This is a genomic window from Nocardia sp. Tas62D01, assembly GCF_055232035.1.
Map to the genome: position 1 here is coordinate 3,984,373 of NZ_JBUYUZ010000001.1, position 22,376 is coordinate 4,006,748.

21 protein-coding genes and 1 pseudogene are annotated in these 22,376 nt (G+C 65.7%); 8 read left to right on the forward strand and 14 right to left on the reverse strand.

From position 1 onward, the window contains the following. Positions 1 to 4: 4 nt before the first annotated feature. Positions 5 to 1,168, reverse strand: coding sequence for a 3-hydroxy-9,10-secoandrosta-1,3,5(10)-triene-9,17-dione monooxygenase oxygenase subunit (gene hsaA, locus ACV7NQ_RS19380; RefSeq protein WP_463360942.1), 1,164 nt, complete (start codon positions 1,166 to 1,168; stop codon positions 5 to 7). A 198-nt stretch (positions 1,169 to 1,366) separates the two neighbouring features. Between hsaA and ACV7NQ_RS19385 the strand changes: the two genes are divergently transcribed. Both ACV7NQ_RS19385 and ACV7NQ_RS19390 read left to right on the forward strand, forming a co-directional pair. Continuing rightward, complete coding sequence (locus ACV7NQ_RS19385) at positions 1,367 to 2,617, forward strand: Rieske 2Fe-2S domain-containing protein (RefSeq protein ID WP_463360943.1); 1,251 nt, start codon at positions 1,367 to 1,369, stop codon at positions 2,615 to 2,617. Continuing rightward, positions 2,617 to 2,949 carry a hypothetical protein gene (locus ACV7NQ_RS19390; protein WP_463360944.1) on the forward strand — a complete coding sequence of 111 codons (333 nt, stop codon included), beginning with the start codon at positions 2,617 to 2,619 and terminating at the stop codon, positions 2,947 to 2,949. Before ACV7NQ_RS19385 ends, ACV7NQ_RS19390 begins: the two co-directional genes overlap by 1 nt. Here ACV7NQ_RS19390 and ACV7NQ_RS19395 read toward each other — a convergent pair whose 3' ends face one another. Further along, entirely contained in the window at positions 2,950 to 3,360 is a 411-nt protein-coding gene (locus ACV7NQ_RS19395; RefSeq protein ID WP_463360945.1) for a cupin domain-containing protein, read from the reverse strand. It lies immediately after the preceding gene. Between the two features lie 595 nt (positions 3,361 to 3,955). Then, entirely contained in the window at positions 3,956 to 4,087 is a 132-nt protein-coding gene (locus ACV7NQ_RS19400; protein WP_463360946.1) for a hypothetical protein, read from the reverse strand. A gap of 59 nt (positions 4,088 to 4,146) precedes the next feature. Here ACV7NQ_RS19400 and ACV7NQ_RS19405 point away from each other — a divergent pair. After that, positions 4,147 to 4,374, forward strand: a pseudogene (locus tag ACV7NQ_RS19405) (phosphotransferase); the annotation flags it as partial. Positions 4,375 to 4,466: 92 nt separating this feature from the next. On the opposite strand, the gene ACV7NQ_RS19410 reads toward ACV7NQ_RS19405, so the two are convergent. From ACV7NQ_RS19410 to ACV7NQ_RS19445, 8 genes are all read right to left on the reverse strand, one after another. After that, complete coding sequence (locus tag ACV7NQ_RS19410) at positions 4,467 to 5,945, reverse strand: AAA family ATPase (RefSeq protein ID WP_463360947.1); 1,479 nt, start codon at positions 5,943 to 5,945, stop codon at positions 4,467 to 4,469. Positions 5,946 to 6,032: 87 nt separating this feature from the next. Further along, positions 6,033 to 6,785 carry a DUF427 domain-containing protein gene (locus ACV7NQ_RS19415; protein WP_463360948.1) on the reverse strand — a complete coding sequence of 251 codons (753 nt, stop codon included), beginning with the start codon at positions 6,783 to 6,785 and terminating at the stop codon, positions 6,033 to 6,035. Between the two features lie 126 nt (positions 6,786 to 6,911). After that, on the reverse strand, positions 6,912 to 7,355 hold the full coding sequence (locus ACV7NQ_RS19420; RefSeq protein WP_463360949.1) for a MarR family winged helix-turn-helix transcriptional regulator: 444 nt from the start codon (positions 7,353 to 7,355) through the stop codon (positions 6,912 to 6,914). 160 nt (positions 7,356 to 7,515) lie between these two features. Further along, a complete protein-coding gene (locus ACV7NQ_RS19425; RefSeq protein WP_463360950.1) occupies positions 7,516 to 8,571 on the reverse strand; it encodes an acyl-CoA dehydrogenase family protein in 1,056 nt (351 codons plus the stop codon). Positions 8,572 to 8,707: 136 nt separating this feature from the next. Beyond that, positions 8,708 to 9,739 carry an acyl-CoA dehydrogenase family protein gene (locus tag ACV7NQ_RS19430; protein WP_463360951.1) on the reverse strand — a complete coding sequence of 344 codons (1,032 nt, stop codon included), beginning with the start codon at positions 9,737 to 9,739 and terminating at the stop codon, positions 8,708 to 8,710. Continuing rightward, a complete protein-coding gene (locus tag ACV7NQ_RS19435; RefSeq protein WP_463360952.1) occupies positions 9,736 to 10,878 on the reverse strand; it encodes an acyl-CoA dehydrogenase family protein in 1,143 nt (380 codons plus the stop codon). Before ACV7NQ_RS19435 ends, ACV7NQ_RS19430 begins: the two co-directional genes overlap by 4 nt. After that, positions 10,878 to 11,801 (reverse strand): enoyl-CoA hydratase, encoded by a 924-nt coding sequence (locus tag ACV7NQ_RS19440; protein ID WP_463360953.1) that lies wholly within the window; start codon positions 11,799 to 11,801, stop codon positions 10,878 to 10,880. The genes ACV7NQ_RS19435 and ACV7NQ_RS19440 overlap by 1 nt, the downstream gene beginning before the upstream one ends. After that, positions 11,801 to 13,351: a FadD3 family acyl-CoA ligase gene (locus ACV7NQ_RS19445; RefSeq protein WP_463360954.1), complete on the reverse strand. Its 1,551-nt coding sequence runs from the start codon at positions 13,349 to 13,351 to the stop codon at positions 11,801 to 11,803. Before ACV7NQ_RS19445 ends, ACV7NQ_RS19440 begins: the two co-directional genes overlap by 1 nt. Before the next feature lie 97 nt (positions 13,352 to 13,448). On the opposite strand from ACV7NQ_RS19445, the gene ACV7NQ_RS19450 reads away from it, so the two are divergent. The 5 genes from ACV7NQ_RS19450 (at position 13,449) to ACV7NQ_RS19470 (ending at position 18,406) form a co-directional block, all read left to right on the forward strand. After that, positions 13,449 to 14,642: an acyl-CoA dehydrogenase family protein gene (locus ACV7NQ_RS19450; protein WP_463365745.1), complete on the forward strand. Its 1,194-nt coding sequence runs from the start codon at positions 13,449 to 13,451 to the stop codon at positions 14,640 to 14,642. Between the two features lie 76 nt (positions 14,643 to 14,718). Further along, positions 14,719 to 15,516 carry an SDR family oxidoreductase gene (locus ACV7NQ_RS19455; protein WP_463360955.1) on the forward strand — a complete coding sequence of 266 codons (798 nt, stop codon included), beginning with the start codon at positions 14,719 to 14,721 and terminating at the stop codon, positions 15,514 to 15,516. 202 nt (positions 15,517 to 15,718) lie between these two features. Then, the gene (locus tag ACV7NQ_RS19460) at positions 15,719 to 16,453 is read left to right on the forward strand and encodes a hypothetical protein (RefSeq protein WP_463360956.1); all 735 of its coding nucleotides are present in this window, start codon (positions 15,719 to 15,721) and stop codon (positions 16,451 to 16,453) included. Positions 16,454 to 16,512: 59 nt separating this feature from the next. Then, on the forward strand, positions 16,513 to 17,193 hold the full coding sequence (locus ACV7NQ_RS19465; RefSeq protein WP_463360957.1) for a TetR/AcrR family transcriptional regulator: 681 nt from the start codon (positions 16,513 to 16,515) through the stop codon (positions 17,191 to 17,193). Between the two features lie 22 nt (positions 17,194 to 17,215). Beyond that, entirely contained in the window at positions 17,216 to 18,406 is a 1,191-nt protein-coding gene (locus ACV7NQ_RS19470; protein WP_463360958.1) for an acetyl-CoA C-acetyltransferase, read from the forward strand. A 1,196-nt stretch (positions 18,407 to 19,602) separates the two neighbouring features. Here ACV7NQ_RS19470 and ACV7NQ_RS19475 read toward each other — a convergent pair. The 3 genes from ACV7NQ_RS19475 to ACV7NQ_RS19485 all read right to left on the reverse strand — a co-directional run bounded on the left by ACV7NQ_RS19475 (position 19,603) and on the right by ACV7NQ_RS19485 (position 22,355). Then, on the reverse strand, positions 19,603 to 20,193 hold the full coding sequence (locus ACV7NQ_RS19475; RefSeq protein ID WP_463360959.1) for a YbhB/YbcL family Raf kinase inhibitor-like protein: 591 nt from the start codon (positions 20,191 to 20,193) through the stop codon (positions 19,603 to 19,605). A gap of 312 nt (positions 20,194 to 20,505) precedes the next feature. Continuing rightward, positions 20,506 to 21,600 (reverse strand): NAD(P)H-dependent flavin oxidoreductase, encoded by a 1,095-nt coding sequence (locus tag ACV7NQ_RS19480; RefSeq protein WP_463360960.1) that lies wholly within the window; start codon positions 21,598 to 21,600, stop codon positions 20,506 to 20,508. Further along, entirely contained in the window at positions 21,597 to 22,355 is a 759-nt protein-coding gene (locus tag ACV7NQ_RS19485; RefSeq protein WP_463360961.1) for a CoA-transferase subunit beta, read from the reverse strand. The genes ACV7NQ_RS19480 and ACV7NQ_RS19485 overlap by 4 nt, the downstream gene beginning before the upstream one ends. Between the last annotated feature and the right edge of the window lie 21 nt (positions 22,356 to 22,376).

Sequence of the window (22,376 nt, forward strand, 5' to 3'; positions counted from 1 at the left end):
TCTCCTAGACCATGCCGTCGGTAACCGGCAGCCCGAACTCGTGGGTGCCGTACATAACATAGGCGCGCTCGGGATCGTTGGCCGCGTGCACCCGTCCCGCGTGCGCGTCCCGCCAGAACCGCTGCAGCGGCGTGCCGTTCGCGAGCGCCGTGGCGCCGGAGCTCTCGAACAGCTTGTCGATGGACGCGATCGCCCGGCCGGTGGCGCGGACCTGATCACGCCGTGCCCGCACCCGCAGGTCGAACGGAATCTCCTCGCCCGCGCGCAACAGTGCGTACTCGTCGGCGACATTGCCGGCCAGCTGCCGCCAGGCGGCGTCGATATCGCTGGACGCCTCGGCAATTCGCACCTTGGCGAACGGATCGTCCTTAGCCATTTCGCCCGCATAGGCGGCGCGAATGCGCTTGCCCTGGTGCTCGACATGCGCCTCGTAGGCGCCGTAGGCCATACCGACGATCGGCGTCGCGATGGTGGTGGGATGGATGGTGCCCCACGGCATCTTGTAGACGGGATCGGTGTTCTGCTCCAGGCCGGGCGACTTCAGCTCGCTCATCGCGCGGAAGCTGAGGAACCGGTGCGACGGCACGAAAACCTCTTCGACCACAACGGTATTGGAGCCGGTGCCGCGCAGGCCGACCACGTTCCACACGTCGTCGATGTGGTAGTCGGAGCGCGGGATCAGGAAGCTGCCGAAGTCGACGGGCTTGCCGTTCTTGATCACCGGACCGCCGAGCACCGCCCAGGTGGCGTGGTCGGAGCCCGAGGACCAGGCCCACGCGCCCTTGACGAGGTAGCCACCCTCGACCACCGTGCCCGCGCCCATCGGAGCGTAGGACGAGGAGATGCGAACGTCGGTGTCCTCGCCCCACACGTCTTCCTGCGCCTGCTGCGAGAACAGCGCGAGGTGCCAATTGTGCACGCCGACGATGCCCGCGACCCAGCCGGTGGAACCGCATGCGCTGGCGACCTTGCGGACCGTGTCGTAAAAGATCACCGGATCTGCCGCGTGGCCGCCCCACTGTTTGGGCTGGAGCAGCCGGAAGAAGCCGGTCTCCTGCAGGGCCTTCATCGATTCGTCGGGGATGCGCCGCAGGTCCTCGGCCTCCTGCGCGCGCTCGCGCAGCGTCGGCAATAGCGCTTCGACCCGTTCGGTCACTTCTTGCGTCATCTGGGGACCTGCTCCTGCCTGGTCGGGTTGATAACCGGTACTCATTTGTCTCTGAGACTAGAACAGGTTCTTATTTATGTCGAGAACGGGTGTTCAGCTCGGACAAAGTATGGACATGTGCTGGAAGTAGGCCGAATCGCTGGCGTGGAACGCGACATTTTTGTAACGTGTTCTAGTACAGAAGGAGGAGGAATCGCGATGGCAGTTACCCCACAGGGGAGCGGTGCGAAGGAAAGGGGGACGGTCGACGGCGGAGTGGGTAAGCCCAGAGAGCTCGATGTGGGCTCCGCCCCCACCCGCTATGCGCGGGGATGGCATTGCCTCGGCCTGGCGAAGTCGTTCCGTGACGGCAAGCCGCACGCCGTCGAGGTGTTCGGCACCAAGCTCGTCATCTGGGCCGACAGCAATGACGAACTGCGGGTGCTCGACGCGTACTGCAGGCATATGGGTGGCGACCTGACGATGGGTGAGATCAAAGGCGACGACATCGCCTGCCCGTTCCACGACTGGCGCTGGGGCGCCAGCGGCAAGTGCACATCGATTCCCTACGCGCGGCGCGTACCGCCGCTGGCGCGCACCAGGAAATGGACCACGCTGGAGCGCAACGGTCAGCTGTTCGTCTGGCACGACTACGAGGGCAGCCAGCCGCCACCGGAGGTGACGATCCCGCATATCGAGGGCCCCTACACCGACGCGGACGGCAACCCGACCGAAGAGCTGGACAGCGGGTGGACCGACTGGACCTGGAACTCCATGTTGATCGAGGGCGCGAACTGCCGCGAGATCATCGACAACGTCGTCGACATGGCGCACTTCTTCTACATCCACTTCGCGTTCCCGACATACTTCAAGAACGTCTTCGAGGGGCATATCGCCACTCAGTTCCTGGAGACCAAGGGTCGTCCCGACATCGGCATGGCCGCCAAGTACGGCGGCGACACCCTGCTGAAGTCGGAAGCGTCGTACTTCGGCCCGTCCTACATGATCAATCCGCTGATCAACATCTACAGCGGGTACGTGGTCAAGAGTGTCCTGATCAACTGCCACTACCCGGTATCGCAGGACTCGTTCGTCCTGCAGTGGGGCATCACGCTGCAGAAGCCGCAGGGCGTCGAGGGCGAGATGGCCGACAAGCTGGCCGCGAAGATGACCGAGGGCATCAGCGTCGGCTTCCTGCAGGATGTCGAGATCTGGAAGCACAAGTCCAAGGTCGAAAACCCGCTGCTGTGCGAGGAAGACGGTCCGGTCTATCAGCTGCGTCGTTGGTACGACCAGTTCTATGTGGACCTAGCCGAGGTGACGCCGAAGATGACGCAGCGCTTCGAGTTCGAGGTGGACACCTCCAAGGCCAACGAGGCGTGGGAGGCCGAGGTCGCGGAGAACCTGCGTCGCAAGCGGGAATCCGAGGCCGAGGGATCCGAAACCAAGGAAGCGGAAGCGGGCGTCTGATGGCGGCAACCTGGGCGAAAGCACCCGACTTCGCCGACCAGCCGGCCCGGCGGGCCGCGGTGCAGGCCCAGACCGTGGTCGACAAGCAGCGCTATCTGGAGGAGGGCCTGACACCGTTGCGGTGTCAGGCCTGCCAGAGCGAGGTGCTGGTGCGCAAGAGTTCTTCGCACCAGACCTCGGTGCAGTGGACCGAGCCTCCGGCTACCCGCTGCCCGGTCTTCGCCAAGCTGAGCGCGGAGGGGCACGGCCCGGGCCGTCCAGAATCCTGTGCGCAACTGGAGAAGACCATCAAATGGGCCGTCGACGAGGGCGTGCTCGAGGTCGTCGAGTAGTCAGTCCAGCCGGAAATCGGCGAAGTCGAAGCCCGGTGAGACGATGCAGCTGACCAGTACGTAGTCCTCGCCTGCCGGGCGCGCGGCCTGGCTGACACCGCCCGGCACCACGGCCTGCAACACCTGACCGTGCTCGACAACGGGGCCGAGGATGATTTCCTCGCCTCCGATGTCGAGCACCAATGGTCCGCCACGATGCCAGAGCCATAGCTCATCCGACCGCACCGTATGCGGTGCGGACTTCTCACCCGGCAGTAGAAGGAAGTAGATCCCGGTCGCGCTCGCGCGGGGACCGTCGTACCCCTCCGGCGTGAATTCCACGGCGCTGCGCCAGGTTTCGCGGTACCAGCCGCCCTCTGGGTGCGGCTGAAGATCGAGCGCGACGGCGAGCGGCGGTCGGTTATCGGTCATGCTCCGACTATGCCTCATCGACGTGCGCATGGTGGTGTAGCTCACAGTTGGCAGAGCGACTGGTTGTGGTCCAGGAGGCTCACTGCATCTTCGATGCGCCAGGTGATCCCGAAGGGAGCGAGCGCGTCGAGGAAGTCGGCTGCGTCGAAGGCCTCGGCCGGTGCCAGCGTGCCGGGCTTGGCGGTGCCGTCGATGAGACGGACCCGCGGCTGCTACCGCCATCAGGGCCGAATCACGGTAGGAATGAACGCCGCTCACGACGGCCGGGACCTTCGCGCCGTCGACTCCGTAGGCGTCCACGACGAGGTCGTAGCGCAGATCCGAACTCGGACTGTCGGGCAGCGAGTCGATGATCTCCTCGGTGAATCGGGGTGTGGGGTCCACTTTCGAGAAAAGTCACGTTAAGCGGTTTCGCTATGACTGAGCAGGGCGGCCGGGGCGTGCTCTACCGCAGATAATTCGCGGAGTCACCTGCCCAGCGGGGTGCCGTTCACCCAGTGCAGCAGCGTTGCTACCGCAGATAAGGGGGGCTCTTACCTGCGGTTACTCGTTACCGTGACTTTTCTCGAATCTGGACCCCACGTGCCGAATCCACTCAGAGTTCGAGGATCTGTGTGGCCAGTACGCCCTCGACATAGGAGACGTTCGAGTGCCGGGGAATCGTGAGTACCGGGGGCTGCGGGAATTTCGCCACGGTGGTGGGTGCGGTGTCGCCGGGGAAGGTCATTTCGGTATGGCGAGCTGTTGTGCCGGTACGGAATTCGCCGTCCGCATAGTGCCAGCCAGGATGACGTGTGTCTCGGCGATCCGGCCGAAGACCTGGCTGCCCTCGGTGCGGGATACGGCGCAGGCCTGCTGCGGCGGATACTCGCGCTGGATGGTGCGGCCGACCCGAAGCTGTGGACCCGAATGGCAGCTATCCAAGGAACTTTCGCACTGCAGCAGGCCCTCGCCGCCTACCGCGACGATGACACCGCGGAGTTGGCCGATGGATTGGCCGGGTACCGCGAGTGACGGCTGAGATCACCATGTCGTTCTGCCGAGTGCCGACCTGACCATGATGGCGTTCGTCGCGGTGTGAGCCGGGATCCTGCCCGGTAGCCGGATCAACGCCCGTACAGTTCGTCGAGCCCGATCAGTTCGACCTCACCCCGCCGCTGCGCCGTGTGGAGTTCATCAGTGAATCCGATGCCAGAGAAGCACAGCAACCTGGTCTGTGTGACGTCGTATTTCCCGCTGCCTTCGGCGAGCGTCCGGATGTGGCGGAGCCGATCGAGGTGCGGCATTCCCATTGTTTCGTTCCACTTCGCCTCGCCGAGTCCGAGCAGTGGTGGCCGATTGTCGTCGGCATAGCCAACAGCGACTATATCGACCTCGTGCGTTGTGCGGTTGGCCGGATCGTTGACCGTGCCGGAATTGACGCGAACCGGTAGGTCGCCGAGGCGATCACGTGCGCTGGGTTCGTGCGCGAAACGCAGTGCCCACTCACGACATATACGCTCGAAATGTGGCCCAACCACATTGCTGGCGAACCGATGCGTGGCTCGCTGCCAGATGCGTCGGGTATCGGCCGCGAGAGTCAACTGCGGCCAGAATGGGCGCATGATCGCGTGGTAGAAGGTCAGTAAGGGTTCGCAGATGCGGAAGTCCGTGCGATTCGACCGAAATGCATCCACTTCGCGGGAGATCAGCCCTGCGTCCTCGAGGACTGTCAGCGGGTGAGCCAGCTCGTTCGCCTTTCGTCCGATGTGCCCCGCAATGCCGCCGCGACCGGTGTTGCCGCTGGCAATCGCATTGAGCACCGAGTGATAAAGGGCCGCGTCACGCAGATCTGGCTCCTCAGCCAGCAGATAACGCGCTTCGAGGAACATCGGGCTGCCTGGCGACAGGATTGCACGTACTACCCAGTCGTCGAAGTCGGATGGACCCGTCGGGGTGTCGTATCGGATCATTTCCGTTCGGTAGGCCGGTGTCCCGCCGACAACGGAGTGCACGAGCAATGCCAACTTCGGATCGGCGATCCCCCAGAAGTCCGCAGCCAAGCGGAAATTCAAGGTGTGAATTGGTAGTTCGAGGGATGCTCTGCCACGCAGTGGTGCGTTGCCGCTCAGTAGACCGCCCATGAAGGACAACGCCGAACCGCACAGCAGCAATCGGGTACGCGAACCTGTTCGCTCGGCTCGTCGGGGGGCATACGCGCCTTGAATGATGGAAGGGAGTGCCGGGTTCGCTCGGGCGAGATAGGGGAACTCATCAATGACGACTGGAGTGTTGCGCTCCGCCCCCATTCGCAGCAGGACATCAATGATCTGACCCCAGTTCGTCGGGGTGAATGGAACAACCGGATCCAGATGCCGGGTGAGCGCTTCCCCGATAGAGATCAGCGATTCTCCGTCGGTCGCCTCTTGAGCTGAGAAGTAGAACCCTCCCGCAACCTCGCACAGCGCTTCGAGCAAGAAGCTCTTTCCCTGCCGTCGACGACCGGAGACGACGCCGAGAGTGGCGCTCGGCGCGTCATCCGCTACGAACCTCGTCAGTGCGGCCCACTCACGGTCGCGGTCGAACATGTCCTTCGGCTTCCGCAAGGCGTCTCCTGAGAGAAGTATAGTTGCCATAACTGTACTACTCTTAGATTAGACCTGCTCAGAAGCTGTTTCTATGAAGTACTTTCCTCAGCTGAACGGCGTGTGTGGCCGGTCCTGGAGTTCGCCGTCGAGGTAGATATCGACCTTCTCGTTGTAGAAGCAGGCCAGGCCCGCGATCTTCTGGCTCTCCGGCAGTGGCGTGCGGTAGCCCCACACGATGTCGGGGTAGTCCTTGTCGCCGATGCGGACGTTCCAGTACTCGGCGGTGCCCTTGTAAGGGCAGCTGGTGTGGGTCTGCGAGGGGTGCAGCAGATCCATGCGCACGTCGGTCAGCGGCAGGTAATACCGTGCGGGAAGGCCGGTTTCGAAGAGGATGCGCGGCGAATGGGAGTCGGCGACGGTGACGCCGTCGATCTCGACGCGCACGTGCCGCGAGCTGGCCAGGATGTCGACCCGGGAGTACGGGTCGCGCGGATGGACGTACACCGGCTCGTCCTCCTCGAACCATTCGCCCATCGAATTCCAGTCCAGCCGGACCAGGTCGTTGAGCTCGGCGAACGGTGAATCGTGGTAGCGCCGGGCCGCGCCCGCGGCCCTCGCGCCGTCCACGACCACGTCGTATCCGGTCGCGTCACCGCGGCTGGGGGAGTGCTTGCTGGTGCCATTCGGCTCGAGTTTCGCGTGCAGATCCGCGATCGGCAGATAGTAGGTCGGGTAGTGCGGCCACTCCCAGACCAGGACCGGCCGCGCCGAATCAGCGACCAACTGTCCCCCGAGATAGACCCGCACCCGCTTCTGGCTCGTCTCGATCTTGACGCGGCCCCGCTTCTCATCGGTCATACCTCCCGAACTTACTCCGCCCAGGTGACCCGCCGAGCGAAGGCGAGAAGCCCGTCACGAACTCCCACGTGCTACCGCCCATACGAACGCGGGTGGCACATCCATGGTCATGCTCGGGTGTCACCTCTAGGTTGAATAGTGCTGCGGCGCAGCCTTCTTCAGGGCGTCCAGCAGTTCGTTCAGATCTTTTTCCATTCGAGCGAGTCGGTCGGTGTCGAACTCGGACAGTCGGGTCGCGAGTGCGGTGCCGAAAGCGCGGCGCGCGTGGTGCAAACGGTCACGTCCGGCCGGAGTGAGTTCTACGACGACGGCCCGGGAATCCTCCGGGGCCTTGCGCCGGGTGGCGAATCCATCCGCGACGAGTCGGCCGATCAGCGCCGTTGCCGCCGGCTGTGAACATCGATCAATGCGGGCGAACTCGCTGACCCGCAGGGCGCCGTGTTCATCGAGCACCGCTAGTGCCCGCATCACGGCCCGCGGCAGGTCGTCGCCGCCGATCACCCCGGCCAGCCGGGTCAGCCGACCCGCGGTGACGACTAGATTGACTACGCTGTCTGCTGCTGATGTCACGTGAGCCTGCTGCACCCGAATATTACTACATAACCTAACTATGTATTTCTCATGAAGGTGCGTCACGATGCTTCTACCTGCGGATACATGTCGATGCGGCAGCGCCCCGGGGAGGGCGAAGACTCCGCCGGGTCCCCTGTGGTTACGACGGGCTCGGTGACTACGCAGGTTGCGTGCGGGGCCTGCGCGGTGTCCCGAACAACTGGGCGTCGCCATGGGCGCGCTTGAAGAACAGGTGCGCGTCGTGTTCCCAGGTGATGGCAATGCCGCCGTGCAACTGGACCGTCTCGGCGACGATGGTGCTGAGGGCCTCCGAGCAGTGCATGCGGGCGGCCCAGATGTCCTCGGCGGCCGACGGGCTGCCGGCGGCGATAGCGGCGGTCGCGGCGTAGGACGCGGACTTGGCGGATTCCAGCAGTACGTACATGTCGGCCATGCGGTGCTTGAGGGCCTGGAAGCTGCCGATCGCCCGGCCGAACTGCACCCGGGACTTGGTGTATTCGACCGTCATCTCCAGGCATTGTTCAGCAGCGCCGACCTGCTCGGCAGCCAGCGCGGCCCAGGCGATTTCGTGCAGGCGTGCGATGGCAGCCGCCGGATCTTCGGTGCCGAGCCTGCGGGCGGGGACCGCCGCGAAGGTGATCTCGGCAAGCTTGCGCGTCGGATCCATGGTCGCGACCGCACGTCGGGTGATACCCGTCGCGTGTGCCTCCACCTCGAACAGACCGGAGCAGGTCACCGCGACGAGGGTGTCGGCATGATGACCATTGAGCACGTAATACGCTGTGCCGGTGAGTGTTCCATTGTCTTCATGGACACCGAACTCGTCCCAGCCACGCTCGCTCGCCCAACACACGGCAAGGGTGCGGGTGCCCTCGGCAACCTCGGGTAACAGCCGGTCGCAAGCGTCGACATCGCCGGACAGCAGCACCGCCTGCGCGCCGAGCACGGCCGAACCGATCATCGGAACACCGGCCAGGGTGCGACCGAGTTCGCCGACCACCACAAGGGATTCGACGAGGCTCGCCCCGAAACCGCCATATTCCTCCGGAATCGCCAGCGCCGCAACACCGATCTGCTCGCACAACAGCCGCCACAGCGCCTCGTCGTAACCGAGCTCGGTATCCATACCAGCGCGAACCGCGCTGCGGCCTGCATGTTTGGCGAGCAGCGCCCGCACCGACGCGACGAATTCCTGATGTTCGGTGCTGGTCATGTGGTGCCCCGTGAGACTCGATCCATTCCGGCGGCCACGAGCTGAACACGGATGCTGTGGAACCGGGCTGACATGGTGGCCCCCTGATACTGCGCGCCAGTCGTACAGGGTGCGCCAGGATGCCGGCCGGTGTCGGTCATATCGCGCCTCGCAGAGCTCGGTCGCGCACGGCTTCGTCGCGCAGGGCGCGGGCGATGCGTGAGCGGTGCAGATCCGTTGTGCCCCAAGCGGACCGGAGCGCGGTGACCTTGGTCAGCCACAGCGACAGGTCGTACTCGGCGGTGTAGCCGATGGCGCCGTGCACCTGTAGTGCGGCCCGGGCGGACTGGTACGCGGCGTCGCCGCAGGCGATTACCGCCGCCGATACATCGCGGCTGCGGGTGGTCTCGGCCATGGTCAGTGCGGCGCGGAACAGCAGTGGCTCGGCCAGGTCGAGGCTGATCAGCACATCGGCCAGCTTCTGCTTGACGGCCTGGAATTCGCCGATCGGCTTGCCGAACTGCTTGCGCTGCTTGGCATATCCGGTGGCGGCGTCCAGCAGGGCCCGGCCCGCGCCGAGCAGTTGGGCCGCGGCGGCCAGTGCACCGGTGTCGAAGGCGACCGCGATGGCGTCGGATACCTGTTCGCCGTCGGCGACCATCTCGTCCGGTGCGAGGGTGAACAGCCGCCGGGCTGGATCGACCGACCGCACCAGACCGGTCCGGTGCGCGACGAACAACTGGTTGCCGTTCGCGATCAACACCACCTCGGCGGTATCGGCATCCAGCGCGATGGTGCTCTGATCGGGCGAGGCGAACGCCACGGTGCCGAGGGCGGCGCCGTCCGCGAAACCAGACAGCCAGCGTCCGGCCAGTCCGGCATCCGGAAGGCCCTGCAGCAGCGCGGGAATCGCGGCGGCGGTCTCCACCAGCGGGCCGGGCGCGGCGGCGCGGCCGATCTCCAGGAATGCGACGACCAGATCGATCGGTTCGGCGCCGAGTCCACCGTGCTGTTCCTCGACGGCGAGGCCGAGCACGCCCGCGCCCGCCAGCTGACGGATCAGCGACCGGCCGGGCCGCGGATCACCGGCGGACCAGGCCCGCACCGCGGCGGGTGTGCGCCCGGCATCGAGCAGCTTGCGCACGCTGGTGCCGAAGTCGAGTTGTTCCGGGCTGAGCGCGAACCTCATCGGCTGCTCCCTCTCGGTAGTCCGAGCAGCCGCTCGGCGATAATATTGCGCTGAATCTCGTTGGTACCGGCGTAGATCGGGCCCGCCAGCGAGAACAGGTAGCCGTCGGTCCACGGTCCGGACTGCTCGGCGGCGGCGCCGAGTACCTCCAGCGCGCTCTCGTGCATGGCGATATCGAGTTCGGACCAGAACACCTTCGTGATCGAGGATTCCGCGCCGAGCTTGCCGCCTTCGTTCAGCCGGGTCACCGTGCCGAAGGTGTGCAGTCGATAGGCCTCGCTGCCGATCCAGGCGTCCACCACCGCGTCGCGCTGTGCGGTATTGGTGCGGTCGCCGGTGTCGAGCCACAGATCGATCAGCCGCTGCGCGGTCGCGCTGAACCGGCCGGGGCTGCGCAGCGACAAGCCGCGCTCGTTGCTCGAGGTGCTCATGGCCACCCGCCAGCCGTCATTCGGCTCGCCGATCACGTCGCGATCGGGGACGAAGACGTCGTCGAGGAAGATCTCGGCGAAACCGGGCTCGCCGTCCAGCTGTGGGATCGGGCGGATTGAGACACCGTCGGCCGAGAGCGGGAACATCACATAGGTGAGTCCGCGGTGCCGCTCGGCCTCGGGATCGCTGCGGAACAGTCCGAATGCCCAGTCCGCGAAGGACGCTCGCGAACTCCAGGTCTTCTGTCCGCTCAGCAACCAGCCGCCCTTGGTGCGGCGCGCGGTGGATCGGATGCCCGCCAGGTCGCTGCCCGCCTCGGGCTCGGACCACGCCTGCGCCCAGATATCGTCACCGCGTGCCATCCGCGGCATGATGCGGTCCAGCTGTTCGGGGGTGCCGTGTTCGAAAAGCGTTGGGGCGAGCAGGAAGATGCCGTTCTGGCTGACCCGCCCCGGCGCGCCGGCGGCGTAGTACTCCTGCTCGAACAGCACCCACTCCAGCAGCGAGGCATCGCGGCCGCCGTACTCCGGCTGCCAGGAGACGACCGACAGACGTGCCGCGGCGAGGGTGGCTTCCCACTCGCGGTGCGCCTCGAAACCGGCCCTGGTATCCATCGAGGGCAGCGGCTCGGCGGGCTTGTTGGCGGCGAGGAATTCGCGGACTTCCTGCTGGAATTCCTTGGTCGCCTGGTCGAGATCCAAATCCACTACGCTGTCCCGTTCTGCTCGGACGTTGGCTGCGCGCTGTCGGCGGTCGCCTTCATGGACTTGGCGTTCATGCCGCCCAACGAGTCGGCGCCCACCTCCGCATTGTGCGCGTGCGCGAAGTGGTGCAGTCCGAACACCGAATCCATGCCCGAGCGCATACCCATGAGGTCTTCGGCCTGATTCACTGCCTTCTTGGTCAGCGCGAGCCCGAATCGCGGCATGGTGGCGATCTTTTCGGCAAGCGCGAGGGTCTCGGCCTCGAGCTCGGCACGCGGCACGACCCGATTGACCATGCCCCATTCCTTGGCCTGCGCCGCACCGAAGCGGTCCCCGGTGAACAGGAACTCCTTGGCGGCCCGCGGCCCCATCACCCAGGGATGCGCGAAGTACTCGACACCCGGAATGCCCATGCGGACAACGGGGTCGGAGAAGAACGCGTCGTCGGACGCGACGATCAGATCGCACACCCAGGCGAGCATGAGGCCGCCCGCGATGCACGCGCCCTGCACCATTGCGATGGTCGGCTTGGGAATCTCACGCCAGCGACGGCACATGCCGAGATAAACCTCGAGCTCACGCGCGAACCGCTGATCGCCGCCGACCTTGTCGACGTGGTCCCACCACAGCGCTGCCTTGTTCGGGTAGTGCACATGGTGATCGCGGCCGGGGGTGCCGATGTCGTGTCCGGCGCTGAAGTGTTTTCCGTTGCCCGCCAATACGATTACGCCGACCTCGTCGTCCTCGACGGCGCGCTCGAACGCGGCATCGAGGGCGTAGGTCATCACCGAGTTCTGCGCGTTGCGGTAGTCCGGCCGATTCAGGGTGACGATCGCGACCCGACCGCGCCGCTCATAGGTGACGACGTCCCCCTCGAGTTTCTCCCGCCCCTCCGCCCCAACGGAATCCCCGGCTTCGTCCGACATTACTTCTCCTCACGTAGTTGACGCTTGAGCACTTTCCCGGCGGCGCTGTAGGGCAGCTGATCGCGGAATTCGATGAACCGTGGCACCTTGAAGTTGGCCAGCACGCTGGTGGCATGGGCGAGCACCTGATCGTCGGTCAGGGTGGAGCCCGGCTTGCGGACCATATATGCCTTACCGACCTCGCCCATCCGGGTGTCCGGCACGCCGATGACCGCGGATTCGGCGACGCCGTCGAGCCGGGCCAGCGCCTGCTCCACTTCCGCCGGGTACACGTTGAAGCCGCCGGAGATGTACATGTCCTTGAGCCGGTCGGTGATCTTCAGATAGCCGCGCTCGTCGATGGTGCCGATATCACCGGTGTGCAGCCAGCCGTCGGAATCTATTGTCTCGGCGGTGCTTTCGGGATCATCGAGATAGCCGAGCATCACGTTCGGGCCGCGCAGCAGTACCTCGCCGTCCGGTCCGAGCCGTAGTTCGAAATCGGCGACCGGCCGCCCGCAGGTGCCCGCGATGGTCGCGGCGTCGTCGTCCGCGCGGCACATGGTGCCGAAGCCCGCGGCCTCGGACAGGCCGTAACCGGTGATGACGACATCGAAGTCCAGCTCCGAACGCATCCGCTCAACCAGCACCACCGGCACGGTCGCCGCGCCGGTGACCGCGACCCGCAGCGTGCCCAGGTCGAACTTGTGGCGGTCCGGGAAGTCGAGAATCGTCTGATAGATGGTGGGCGGCCCGGGCAGCACCGTGATCTGCTCCTCGCTCACCAGGCGCATGGTGGCGGGCACGTCGAATACCGGCTGCGGAATGATCGTCGCGCCAGTGACCAGGCAGGCCAGGATGCCCGCCTTGTAGCCGAAGTTGTGGAAGAACGGGCTGACCACCAGATAGCGGTCGTCGCCGTTCAGCGTGGTGCACTCCGCCCAGGCCCGCACCACCGACAGCGCCTGCCGGTGCACGACCAGGGTGCCCTTGCTGCGCCCGGTGGTTCCGGAGGTGAACAGGATGTCGGAGATGTCTTCGGGGTCGACCGCCAACGCGCGCTTCTGCGCCTCGGCCACCGTGATGGACTCGGCGACCCCGGCCAGTTCCGACCAGTTCAGCACGTTCTCGCCGGAGGCTTCGGCGCCCGGCTCGACCGGGATGACGACGACCGTATCGATGGTCAATTCCGGTGCGGCCGCGTTCAGTTCGGCGAGCCGGTCGCGGCCCAGGAAGGTGCCCGCGATGAACAACGCCTTCGCGTCGACCCGCGCGAGCACGTCGGCGGCCTCGTCGGCAACGTAACGGGTGTTGAGCGGCACCAGCGCCGCGCCCGCGTAATGGGTGCCCAGCGCCGCGATCACCCAGTGGTGGGTATTGGGTGCCCAGATGGCGACCCGGTCGCCTGTCTGCACCCCGCGCGCGATCAATGCCCGCGCCACCTCCTGGACCGCCGTCAGCAGCTGCGTCCAGTCGAGCCGCACATCGCCGTCACCGACGGCGGGTGCGGCGCCGAAGGTGCGCGCGGCGTCGTGCAGGGCCAGCGGTGTCGTTTGAGCAGGGGTTGTCACGGTTGTCCTCACCGTCGGTGCGGTCATTTGATGCCAATGCTCGGTCAAAGTCCGCAGGCTCTAACAAAGCAAGTGCTTGGTAGGTTATCCTACCGGCGTGGTTGCGATCCAGACCTCAGATTCCGACACTGCCGCACAGGACGCGCGGTTTTCCGCAGAAGTGCGCGAGTGGTTGGCAGAGAATCTCAACGGAGAATTCCGTGAATTGCACGGACTAGGCGGGCCGGGCCGGGAGCACGAGGCGTTCGACGAACGCCTCGCCTGGGACCGGCACCTGGCCGCGTCCGGCTGGACCTGCCTGGGCTGGCCCAAGGAATACGGCGGCCGCGAGGCGTCCGTGCGGCAGCAGGTGATCTTCCATGAGGAGTACGCCAAAGCCGATGCGCCCGCCCGAGTCTCGCATGTCGGTGAGGAGCTGCTCGGCCCCACGGTCATCGCCTTCGGCACCGACGAGCAGAAGGCTCGCTTCCTGCCCGGTGTCCGGAATGTGACCGAGCTGTGGTGCCAGGGCTACTCGGAACCGGGGGCGGGCTCGGACCTGGCGGCCATCACCACCGCGGCCCACCTGGACGGCGACGAATGGTCGATCAACGGCCAGAAGATCTGGACCTCACTGGCCCACGTCGCCGACTGGTGCTTCGTGGTCGCGCGCACAGAGCGCGGCTCGGCTCGGCACAAGGGCCTGTCCTACCTGCTGGTTCCCATGAAGCAGCCGGGTATCGAGGTGCGGCCGATCATCCAGCTGACCGGAACCTCGGAATTCAACGAGGTCTTCTTCGACAACGCGCGCACCGCCGCGGACCTGGTGGTCGGCGCGCCGGGCGACGGCTGGCGCATCGCCATGGGCACGCTGACCTTTGAGCGCGGCATCTCCACCCTCGGCCAGCAGATCAGGTTCGCCCGCGAACTGGCCGATGTCGAGGCGCTGGCCCGCCGCACCGGCGCGGCCGGCGATCCACTGATCGCCGACCGGATCGACAAGGCTTGGGTGGGACTGCGCGTGCTGCGCGCCCACGCTTTGCGCACGATGGAGGGCACGAGCGCCGATGATGGGGGACAGGCGTCGGTCTCGAAACTGTTGTGGGCCAATTGGCATCGCGGACTCGGCGAACTCGCCATGGCTGTGCTGGGACCGGCGGGCCTGGTGGCCGATGCAGACGATCTGAACGAATGGCAGCGGCTGTATTTGTTCACCCGCGCCGACACCATCTACGGAGGTTCGAACGAAGTGCAGCGCAACATCATCTCCGAGCGCGTGCTCGGCCTGCCGCGGGAGGCGCGTCCATCATGAGCGAGCGGAGCGAGCGAATCATCAACACAGCGGCCCGGCCGGGTATGACGGAGCCGAGCGTCAGCGAGGCGCAGTCATGACCGGCCCACTTTCCGTTGCGCCACAGCCCATTCCCGGCCACGGGCTGCTGACCGGCCGGACCGCCGTGATCACCGCGGCCGCGGGCACCGGCATCGGCTCGGCCACCGCTCGCAGGCTGCTGTCCGAGGGCGCCGACGTCGTCGTATCCGATTGGCACGAGCGGCGTTTGGCCGAAACCGAAATCGAGCTGAAGGCCGAGTTCCCGGATCGCCGAGTCGCATCGATCGCCTGTGACGTGCAGAGCACCGAGCAGGTGAACGAGCTGGTGCGCGGCGCGGCGACCGCGCTCGGCCGCATCGACATCATGGTCAACAACGCCGGACTCGGTGGCGAGACCCCGGTGGTCGACATGACCGACGAACAGTGGGACCGCGTCCTCGACATCACCCTCAACGGCACCTTCCGCTGCACCCGCGCCGCACTCGGCTACTTCCGTGATGCGGGCCATGGCGGCGTGATCGTCAACAATGCCAGCGTCCTCGGCTGGCGCGCCCAATACGGCCAGGCCCACTACGCCGCGGCCAAGGCGGGCGTGATGGCACTGACCCGATGCAGCGCGATCGAGGCCGCCGAACTCGGCGTCCGGATCAATGCGGTGGCCCCGAGCATCGCGAGGCACGCATTCCTGGACAAGGTCAGTTCGACCGAATTGCTCGACCGGCTCTCCGAGGGCGAGGCCTTCGGCCGCGCCGCCGAACCGTGGGAAGTAGCCGCCACCATCGCCATGTTGGCCAGCGATTACACCTCGTACCTGACCGGTGAGGTCGTCTCGGTGAGCAGCCAACGCGCCTGACTGTGTTTGATTTGCCGCGCCTGCGGCGCTCGTAAGACTCGCGCGTGGTGGTCGGTAGCGCCTTGATGCGATCGCCTTCTGTCCTCTGTCCTCGCTGCCGAAGTGGGCGTCTGATCAGGTAAAAAAAGGACGGCGCGTTGCGCAGCGAGGTGTGCCATGCTAGGAAAGGTCGGATCCTGCACTTCCCAAAGGGGCGATGGCTATGGGCCCGGATCGCCCACTTGCCCGCGAACAGCTGGAACTCGAATTGGTGCGCGAAGTGGTGTTGGCCAGACGCAGTCTGGACAGCCGGGTACTGGCCGCGCTGACCTTCGGCGCCGAACTGATGGACCACCTGTCCGAGCGGGCGACCGCGGCCAGGGCCGCGCAAATCCTGGAACTGTTTGCCGTCGACGAGCGCGCGGTCGCGCGCGATCCGCGCGGCGCGCTGCGCGCGGATATGGCTCGCGATCACGAGCGGGCCTGCCGGATCGGGCTCAACGCCGAGCCCGGCGTGGCGCCCACCGAACAGGACCGGCGAAGACAGCGGCAGACCGCGCGGCTGTACGAGGTGCGAGCCGATCTGCTCGAGGTGGTCCGCAAGTGCAGGCAGTTCCGGTTCGATCGCGTCGCGTTCGCGGACGAGATCGCGCAGGGACTGTCCGCCGCCACCGACAAGTTGGTGATCGGTGCCGACATGGACACTTATCAGGCATGGCAGCGCGGCATGGTGCTGAAGCTCAGAGAGGAAGCGGTGCCGTTCGGTCCGCCCCGGGTGATGGCCACGGTGGACGCGGGGCCGGGTCGCGGGCAGCTCACGGTCGAATGGGACAGCTGCGAGCGACGTTTGGCGCTGGTGGCGCGGATGGTTCGGGCGGGCATCTCGCCGGTGGTGATCTGCGACCGGCTGCTGGCGGATCTCTCGATGTCCTCGCCCCTGCGGTACTCGGTTCGTTGAGCGCGGGGTTCGTTGAATAACCGGTGTGGCGCTCGACCAAGCAAATGCTTGGTTGTATTATGACCACTGTGACCGCACCAGACGCCTCGAAATCGGCACGGCGCACCGAATTGCTCGCGCTGGCGGCCGCACTGTTCGCCGAGCGGGGCTTGCGCGCGACGACCGTGCGCGATATCGCCGACGCGGCCGGAATCCTATCGGGGAGCCTCTACCACCACTTCGATTCCAAGGAGTCGATGGTCGACGAGATCCTGCGCGGCTTCCTCGACGATCTGTTCGGGCGCTACCGGGAGATCGTCGGCTCGGGGCTCAGCGCGCGAGATACCTTGGAAGCCTTGGTGATCGCGTCCTATGAGTCCTTCGACCGTTCACATGCGGCGGTGGCGATCTACCAGGCGGAGGCCAAGCGGCTGCGTGATTCGGAGCGGTTTACCTACATCGCCGACTACAACCGAGAATTCCGTGAGCTCTGGCATCGGGTGTTGACCAACGGCGTGCAGGACGGCAGCTTCCGGCCCGAACTCGATGTCGAACTGGCCTTCCGGTTCCTGCGCGACACGGTGTGGGTTGCGGTGCGGTGGTACGAGCCGGGAGGCGTCATCACCGTCGACAACCTTGCCAAGCAATACCTGACCATCGTGCTCGACGGGCTCACCATGTCGGAATCCAGTTCGGCAGTCGCGGGGCCCCCCGTGGTTGCGCAGGCATCCACCTCCGGGCCCGTCGCTCCCGCCGAGTAGCACACCAAGTAGGAGTTCTTTGATGTCAGCACCATCCGCTCGCCGCCCCTACGCCCCGCTGCGGGATGCCTATGTGATCGACGCGGTGCGCACCCCGGTCGGCAAGCGCAATGGCGCGCTGGCCAGTGTGCACCCCGCCGATCTCGGCGCTGCCGCGTTGCGAGGTCTGTTGGACCGCAACATGATCGACCCCGCGGTGGTCGATGACGTGATCGTCGGCTGTGTCGACAACATCGGCCCGCAGGCGGGCAATATCGGCCGTACCGCGTGGCTCACCGCCGGTTACCCGGAGGAAGTTCCCGGCGTCACGGTCGACCGGCAGTGCGGATCCTCCCAGCAGGCCATCAATTTCGGCGCACAGGCCATCATGAGCGGCACCGCCGAGGTCATCGTCGCGGGCGGTGTGCAGAACATGAGCGCCATCCCGATCTCCGCGGCCATGCTGGCGGGCAAGGAGTACGGGTTCGATTCGCCGTTCGTCGGCGCCACGGGCTGGGATCACCGCTACGGCACCGGCGAGATCTCGCAGTTCAACGGTGCGCAGCTGATCGCCGAGAAATGGGACATCAGCCGAGAAGACATGGAGCGCTGGGCTTTGCGCAGCCACGAGCGGGCCCGCGCGGCGATCAAGAACGGTCGATTCGACCGGGAGATCGTGCCGGTCGGCGACTTTTGGATCGACCAGGGACCGCGCGAGACCAACCTGGAGAAGATGGCCGCGCTGCCCGCGCTCGCCGAGGGCAGTCCGCTGACCGCCGCGGTGGCCAGCCAGATCTCCGACGGCGCCAGCGCCACCCTGCTTGCCTCCGAATGGGCCGTCGAGGCATACGGATTGAAGCCGCGGGCTCGGATCCACCACGTCAGCGCGCGCGGTGCAAACCCGATCTTCATGCTGAGCGCGCCGATCCCGGCGACCAAGTGGGCACTGGATAAGACCGGTCTCACCATCGATGACATCGACGTGATCGAGATCAACGAGGCGTTCGCCCCGGTTGTCCTCGCCTGGCTGAAGGAGACCGGCGCGGACCCGGAACGGGTCAACGTCAACGGCGGCGCCATCGCCCTCGGCCACCCGCTCGGGGCAACGGGCGCAAAGCTTTTCGCGACGCTTTTGAACGAGCTGGAGCGCATCAACGGCCGCTACGGCCTGCTCACCATCTGCGAGGGTGGCGGCACGGCAAACGTCACCATCATCGAGCGCCTTTCCCGCTGACCCCGCACAGGTGAGCGGTGTTTATGCATAATTTTGAAGTTAATGACATATTAAACACACCTTGATGTAAAGTTATGCATACAATGCGCATATGGATAGCGCGCGCGTCCGAGAGCTCATCGACGGTGGCGAGACACTGACCACGGAGTTCAAGCGAGGATCTGCCGGGAAGTTCAACGATTCCGACCTGGTCGAGACCGTTGTGTGCATGGCGAGGTCAGGCAGTGATTGTGCAAGCCCGCACTGATCTCTGTATCGACAATCGAAATGCTTTGCGCTCAGAACAAATCATTGGCGCGTGAAGTGAACCAACGCGGAATGCTTACCGAGCTGGAGCCGATGGCCGAGGACTGATTCACCGACACCGGGCTGGGGCCTGGGGATTGGTGGTGCGACGAACCGATCCGGGGTTGCCATCGGCGAAGCTGGACACGATCGCCGCGGCCGGGTGCGGGCGAACCACCAAGCGCGCGGTGCCGAAGCTGTATCGGTCGGTCACACAGCCGGTCCATCGTGACGAGGTCGACATCTCATCGTGATCGGCACCTGACCCGCACACTCCTACGGCGTGACTGCTCGGATTCGCGGATTCAAGGAGTTTGTCACAGACTTCGAGTCGGCCGACGTGCTGCCGAGGTCACGGGACAGTGGTGAACAGTTCGTAGCTGTGCCCGTTGTTGGTGAAATGGCAACCGCTGCTTCGATCAACTCACCGCCGAATGGGATGAACACGACCGTCGCCAGTTCGCCATCTATTTACAGCGTCTGGCCGACGAGACAACCGCCTGAACCCGAGCTCGAGGGCCGGACCTCGGGCACGGCTGCTCAGCTGCCCACGATGCGGCGACCGGTCAGAGAGTCCAAGTCGATGGTGAGCGGGAAGGGGGTCTCCACTTTCACAGCACCGGTTGCCCTCGGCGTGACGTGGTACTCGCCGGTGATGTCCAGGGTATAGATGGTGAGGCCGACAGATTGATGGCGCGGCTGTGCGGCGCCGCTGAGCGAGCGTTCACGAGCAAGAATCCGTTCTCGATCTCGTACCTATGGCTGGTGTCGACAGACAGAGCGTCGAATTCTTCCACGGTGATGGGCTGCCGGTGCGGCATCGGCACCATCTCAACCGTCATAGTCGGCCTGTTCGTCACTACGCCTGCCGTCCTTGCCGCGCTCGTCAGACACTTGACCGGCGGAAAATGTCAACTGGTGTAGGTGCCGACCAACCGGCCGTATCCGACACTGGCTTCTTCGATCGCGGATTTCGCCTGAGCCACTGAGGTTTCCGGGCTCGATACGACCGGGTGTGACAGCGCGTGCACGGTGAACCGGTAGTGGTGCACTCCGGTCCCGGCCGGTGGGCACGGTCCGAGATAACCGGCGCTGCCCGCGCTGTTGGCGCTGACTACACCGCCCTGCGGTGCCTGCCCCTCCTGGCTGGATGTCGTGGTCGGTGGGATGTTGCTGACCACCCAGTGGGTGAACAGGCCGCCGACCGCGTCCGGGTCGTCCATGATCAGGGCCAGCCGGACGGCTTGCGTCGGTACGGTCCAGGTCAGCGGGGGTGGCTCGTTGTTTCCGGTGCACGAGTAGACTGCCGGAATGGGAGCGCCGTCGGCGAAAGCGCTACTGGTCACACTGATCTCGTTGGTCGCAGGCATCGTGGCCTCCGCTCGAGTGGTGGTGATTGTGGTCGTCGAGTCCTTCGATTCGCCCGTGTCGCCGCATGCCGCGACGATCCCCAGCGCCGAGAGGGCTGCGGCAGATACCAGGCGAACCCGGTACATGGTCATAGATCAACAGTAGGCCGAGGATGCCCGGCCAACCAGACTGGTCCGCCTCGGGCTGGGGCAAGAAAGCGCTGCCCTGCGCAAACAGGCAATCTCCGTGCTCGGATTCAGAGGGCCGACTGGCCGAGGCCGACAGCACCGTGTGATCGTCATTGCCCCTTTCCGGCGTATACGGGTCTTACCTCCCAGGAAGGGGTGAAGTGGGTTCACCCGGGCGCGTGCCGGGGATGGTCGCGCGCGAGGTCGGTGGGTATGCCGCATTGACAGAGCGAAAGCGAGAGCCTTTGGTCCACTGGACCGAAGGCAGCACGTACGTCACTCGGGATGGCCCGCAGCGGTTTCCGCGCGGTCGGCGAGCGCGTCGATCGCCTCGATCCGCGCGACCGCGTCCGTCACAATCCGGTCGATCAGTTCCTTGCACGTCGGCAGATCATCGATGATCCCTGTCACCTGACCCGCGGCGAGCACACCCGCCTCGGTATTGCCCTCGACCAACCCAGCGCGCAGCAGCATCGGTGTATTCGCCGCCATCACGACCTGAGACCAGCTGAGGTCCTTGGTCTTTCGCATCGCCAGGCCGTCGCGGATCATGGTGGACCACTTCATGCCGGTCATGCTTTTGAACCGGGCGGCATTGCCGACCGCTGCGGCGAGCCCACGCCATCGTCCCGAATGTTCCAGGCGCTGCACCAGTTCGGTATTCAGGACGCGGTGCGGCATGCCGTCGACCTTCAGCGAGACCACCGTGTCCTGGAGCTGCCTGCTCAGGTACTCCTGCTTGACGGCGTCGGGCACCGTGCTCTCCTGGGTGAGCAGGAACCGAGTGCCCATCGCGACACCTGCCGCACCGTAGGCGAGGGCGGCGGCGAGGCCGCGCCCGTCGAAGAACCCGCCCGCCGCGACCACGGGTATGTCCACCGCGTCCAGCACCGAGGGCAGCAGGAGGGTGGTGGCGACCGGGCCGGTGTGCCCGCCGCCCTCGCCGCCCTGCACGATCACCGCGTCCGCACCCCAGGACGCTACTTTCACCGCGTGCTTGGCCGCACCGATCGACGGAATCACTACCACGCCTGCGTCTTTCAGCTTCGCGATCAGATCCTGTTTGGGCGCGAGCGCGAACGACGCGACGGCGACCTTCTCCCGGATCAGCAGATCGATTCGCTCCGGGGCGTCCGCGGCGTCGGCGCGGATATTCACGCCGAACGGTTTCGCGGTGTGCTCCTTGGTCTTCGTGATGGCCGCCTTCAGCTCCGCGAAGGTCATGGTGGCCGAGGCGAGGATGCCGAGGCCGCCCGCCTCGGCGGTTGCCGAGACCAGGCTCGGACCTGCCACCCAGCCCATGCCGGTCTGCACGATCGGGTGTTCGACGCCGACCAGATCGGTCAGCGCGGTGTGTAGCTGCGCGGTCATGACGGGACCTCGGTTTCGCGAATCATCTTGGGGTCGAGCACCTCTCGAATCAGCCGCAGCTCCTCGACGGTCGGCAGCCGCGTCTCGCCTGCGTCGGCGAGGCCCGCGATCTCGAACGAGGTGTTCTCGGCGACCTCGTCGGCGGTGACGCCGGGGTGCAGGCTGCGGGCGCGCATGGTGTGATCGGGACCTTCGAAATCGAAGACGCCCAGATTGGTCACTACGCGGTGCAGGTGCAGGAAGCGGTAGGCCGGGTTGGCCGGGTCCACTTTGTCGTAACCCACACCGGAGACAATGTCGACCTGCTCGACGAACACCCGCTTGGTGTGCCGCGCAACCCAGTAGCTTGTGGCGTGATTGACGGTGTTGCCCGGCGCGCCGCGCACGCCGAACATTTGCCGGGTGGGTTGCTGCAATGGGCCGAACGCCGAGAGGTTCTGGTTGCCGAACCGGTCGATCTGGTTGGCGCCCATCACCACGTGCCTGCGGCCGGAAGCCACCACGTCGAAGACCTTCCGGAACGGAATCCAGCCCTCGATCGGCGCCTTGCCGCCCAGCGGAGGAGTCTCGGCGAGCAGCAGCGCCTCGCCGTCGGAGAGCAGCAGATCCGGTTCGGTGGTGAGCTTGGCGAGGCGTGCGCCGATGATGGACATCGGCGACATGGGGCTTGCCATGATTTCCCCCGCGCCATGGAAGATCTCCGCGCAGGCGACCGCGCACACCTCGGCCCTGGTGATGGTTTCGGTGCTGGTCATCGCGACGCCTCCTGTGTCATG

Bases quoted from the DNA above. Each gene is read 5' to 3' on its own strand.
- ACV7NQ_RS19385 (WP_463360943.1), top strand. From the start codon at position 1,367: ATGGCAGTTACCCCACAGGGGAGCGGTGCGAAGGAAAGGGGGACGGTC.
- ACV7NQ_RS19440 (WP_463360953.1), bottom strand. From the start codon at position 11,801: ATGTCGGACGAAGCCGGGGATTCCGTTGGGGCGGAGGGGCGGGAGAAA.
- ACV7NQ_RS19390 (WP_463360944.1), top strand. From the start codon at position 2,617: ATGGCGGCAACCTGGGCGAAAGCACCCGACTTCGCCGACCAGCCGGCC.
- ACV7NQ_RS19430 (WP_463360951.1), bottom strand. From the start codon at position 9,739: ATGAGGTTCGCGCTCAGCCCGGAACAACTCGACTTCGGCACCAGCGTG.
- ACV7NQ_RS19425 (WP_463360950.1), bottom strand. From the start codon at position 8,571: ATGACCAGCACCGAACATCAGGAATTCGTCGCGTCGGTGCGGGCGCTG.
- ACV7NQ_RS19415 (WP_463360948.1), bottom strand. From the start codon at position 6,785: ATGACCGATGAGAAGCGGGGCCGCGTCAAGATCGAGACGAGCCAGAAG.
- ACV7NQ_RS19400 (WP_463360946.1), bottom strand. From the start codon at position 4,087: ATGACCTTCCCCGGCGACACCGCACCCACCACCGTGGCGAAATTCCCG.
- ACV7NQ_RS19470 (WP_463360958.1), top strand. From the start codon at position 17,216: ATGTCAGCACCATCCGCTCGCCGCCCCTACGCCCCGCTGCGGGATGCC.
- ACV7NQ_RS19455 (WP_463360955.1), top strand. From the start codon at position 14,719: ATGACCGGCCCACTTTCCGTTGCGCCACAGCCCATTCCCGGCCACGGG.
- ACV7NQ_RS19480 (WP_463360960.1), bottom strand. From the start codon at position 21,600: ATGACCGCGCAGCTACACACCGCGCTGACCGATCTGGTCGGCGTCGAA.
- ACV7NQ_RS19485 (WP_463360961.1), bottom strand. From the start codon at position 22,355: ATGACCAGCACCGAAACCATCACCAGGGCCGAGGTGTGCGCGGTCGCC.
- ACV7NQ_RS19460 (WP_463360956.1), top strand. From the start codon at position 15,719: ATGGGCCCGGATCGCCCACTTGCCCGCGAACAGCTGGAACTCGAATTG.
- ACV7NQ_RS19465 (WP_463360957.1), top strand. From the start codon at position 16,513: ATGACCACTGTGACCGCACCAGACGCCTCGAAATCGGCACGGCGCACC.
- ACV7NQ_RS19475 (WP_463360959.1), bottom strand. From the start codon at position 20,193: ATGACCATGTACCGGGTTCGCCTGGTATCTGCCGCAGCCCTCTCGGCG.
- hsaA (WP_463360942.1), bottom strand. From the start codon at position 1,168: ATGACGCAAGAAGTGACCGAACGGGTCGAAGCGCTATTGCCGACGCTG.
- ACV7NQ_RS19395 (WP_463360945.1), bottom strand. From the start codon at position 3,360: ATGACCGATAACCGACCGCCGCTCGCCGTCGCGCTCGATCTTCAGCCG.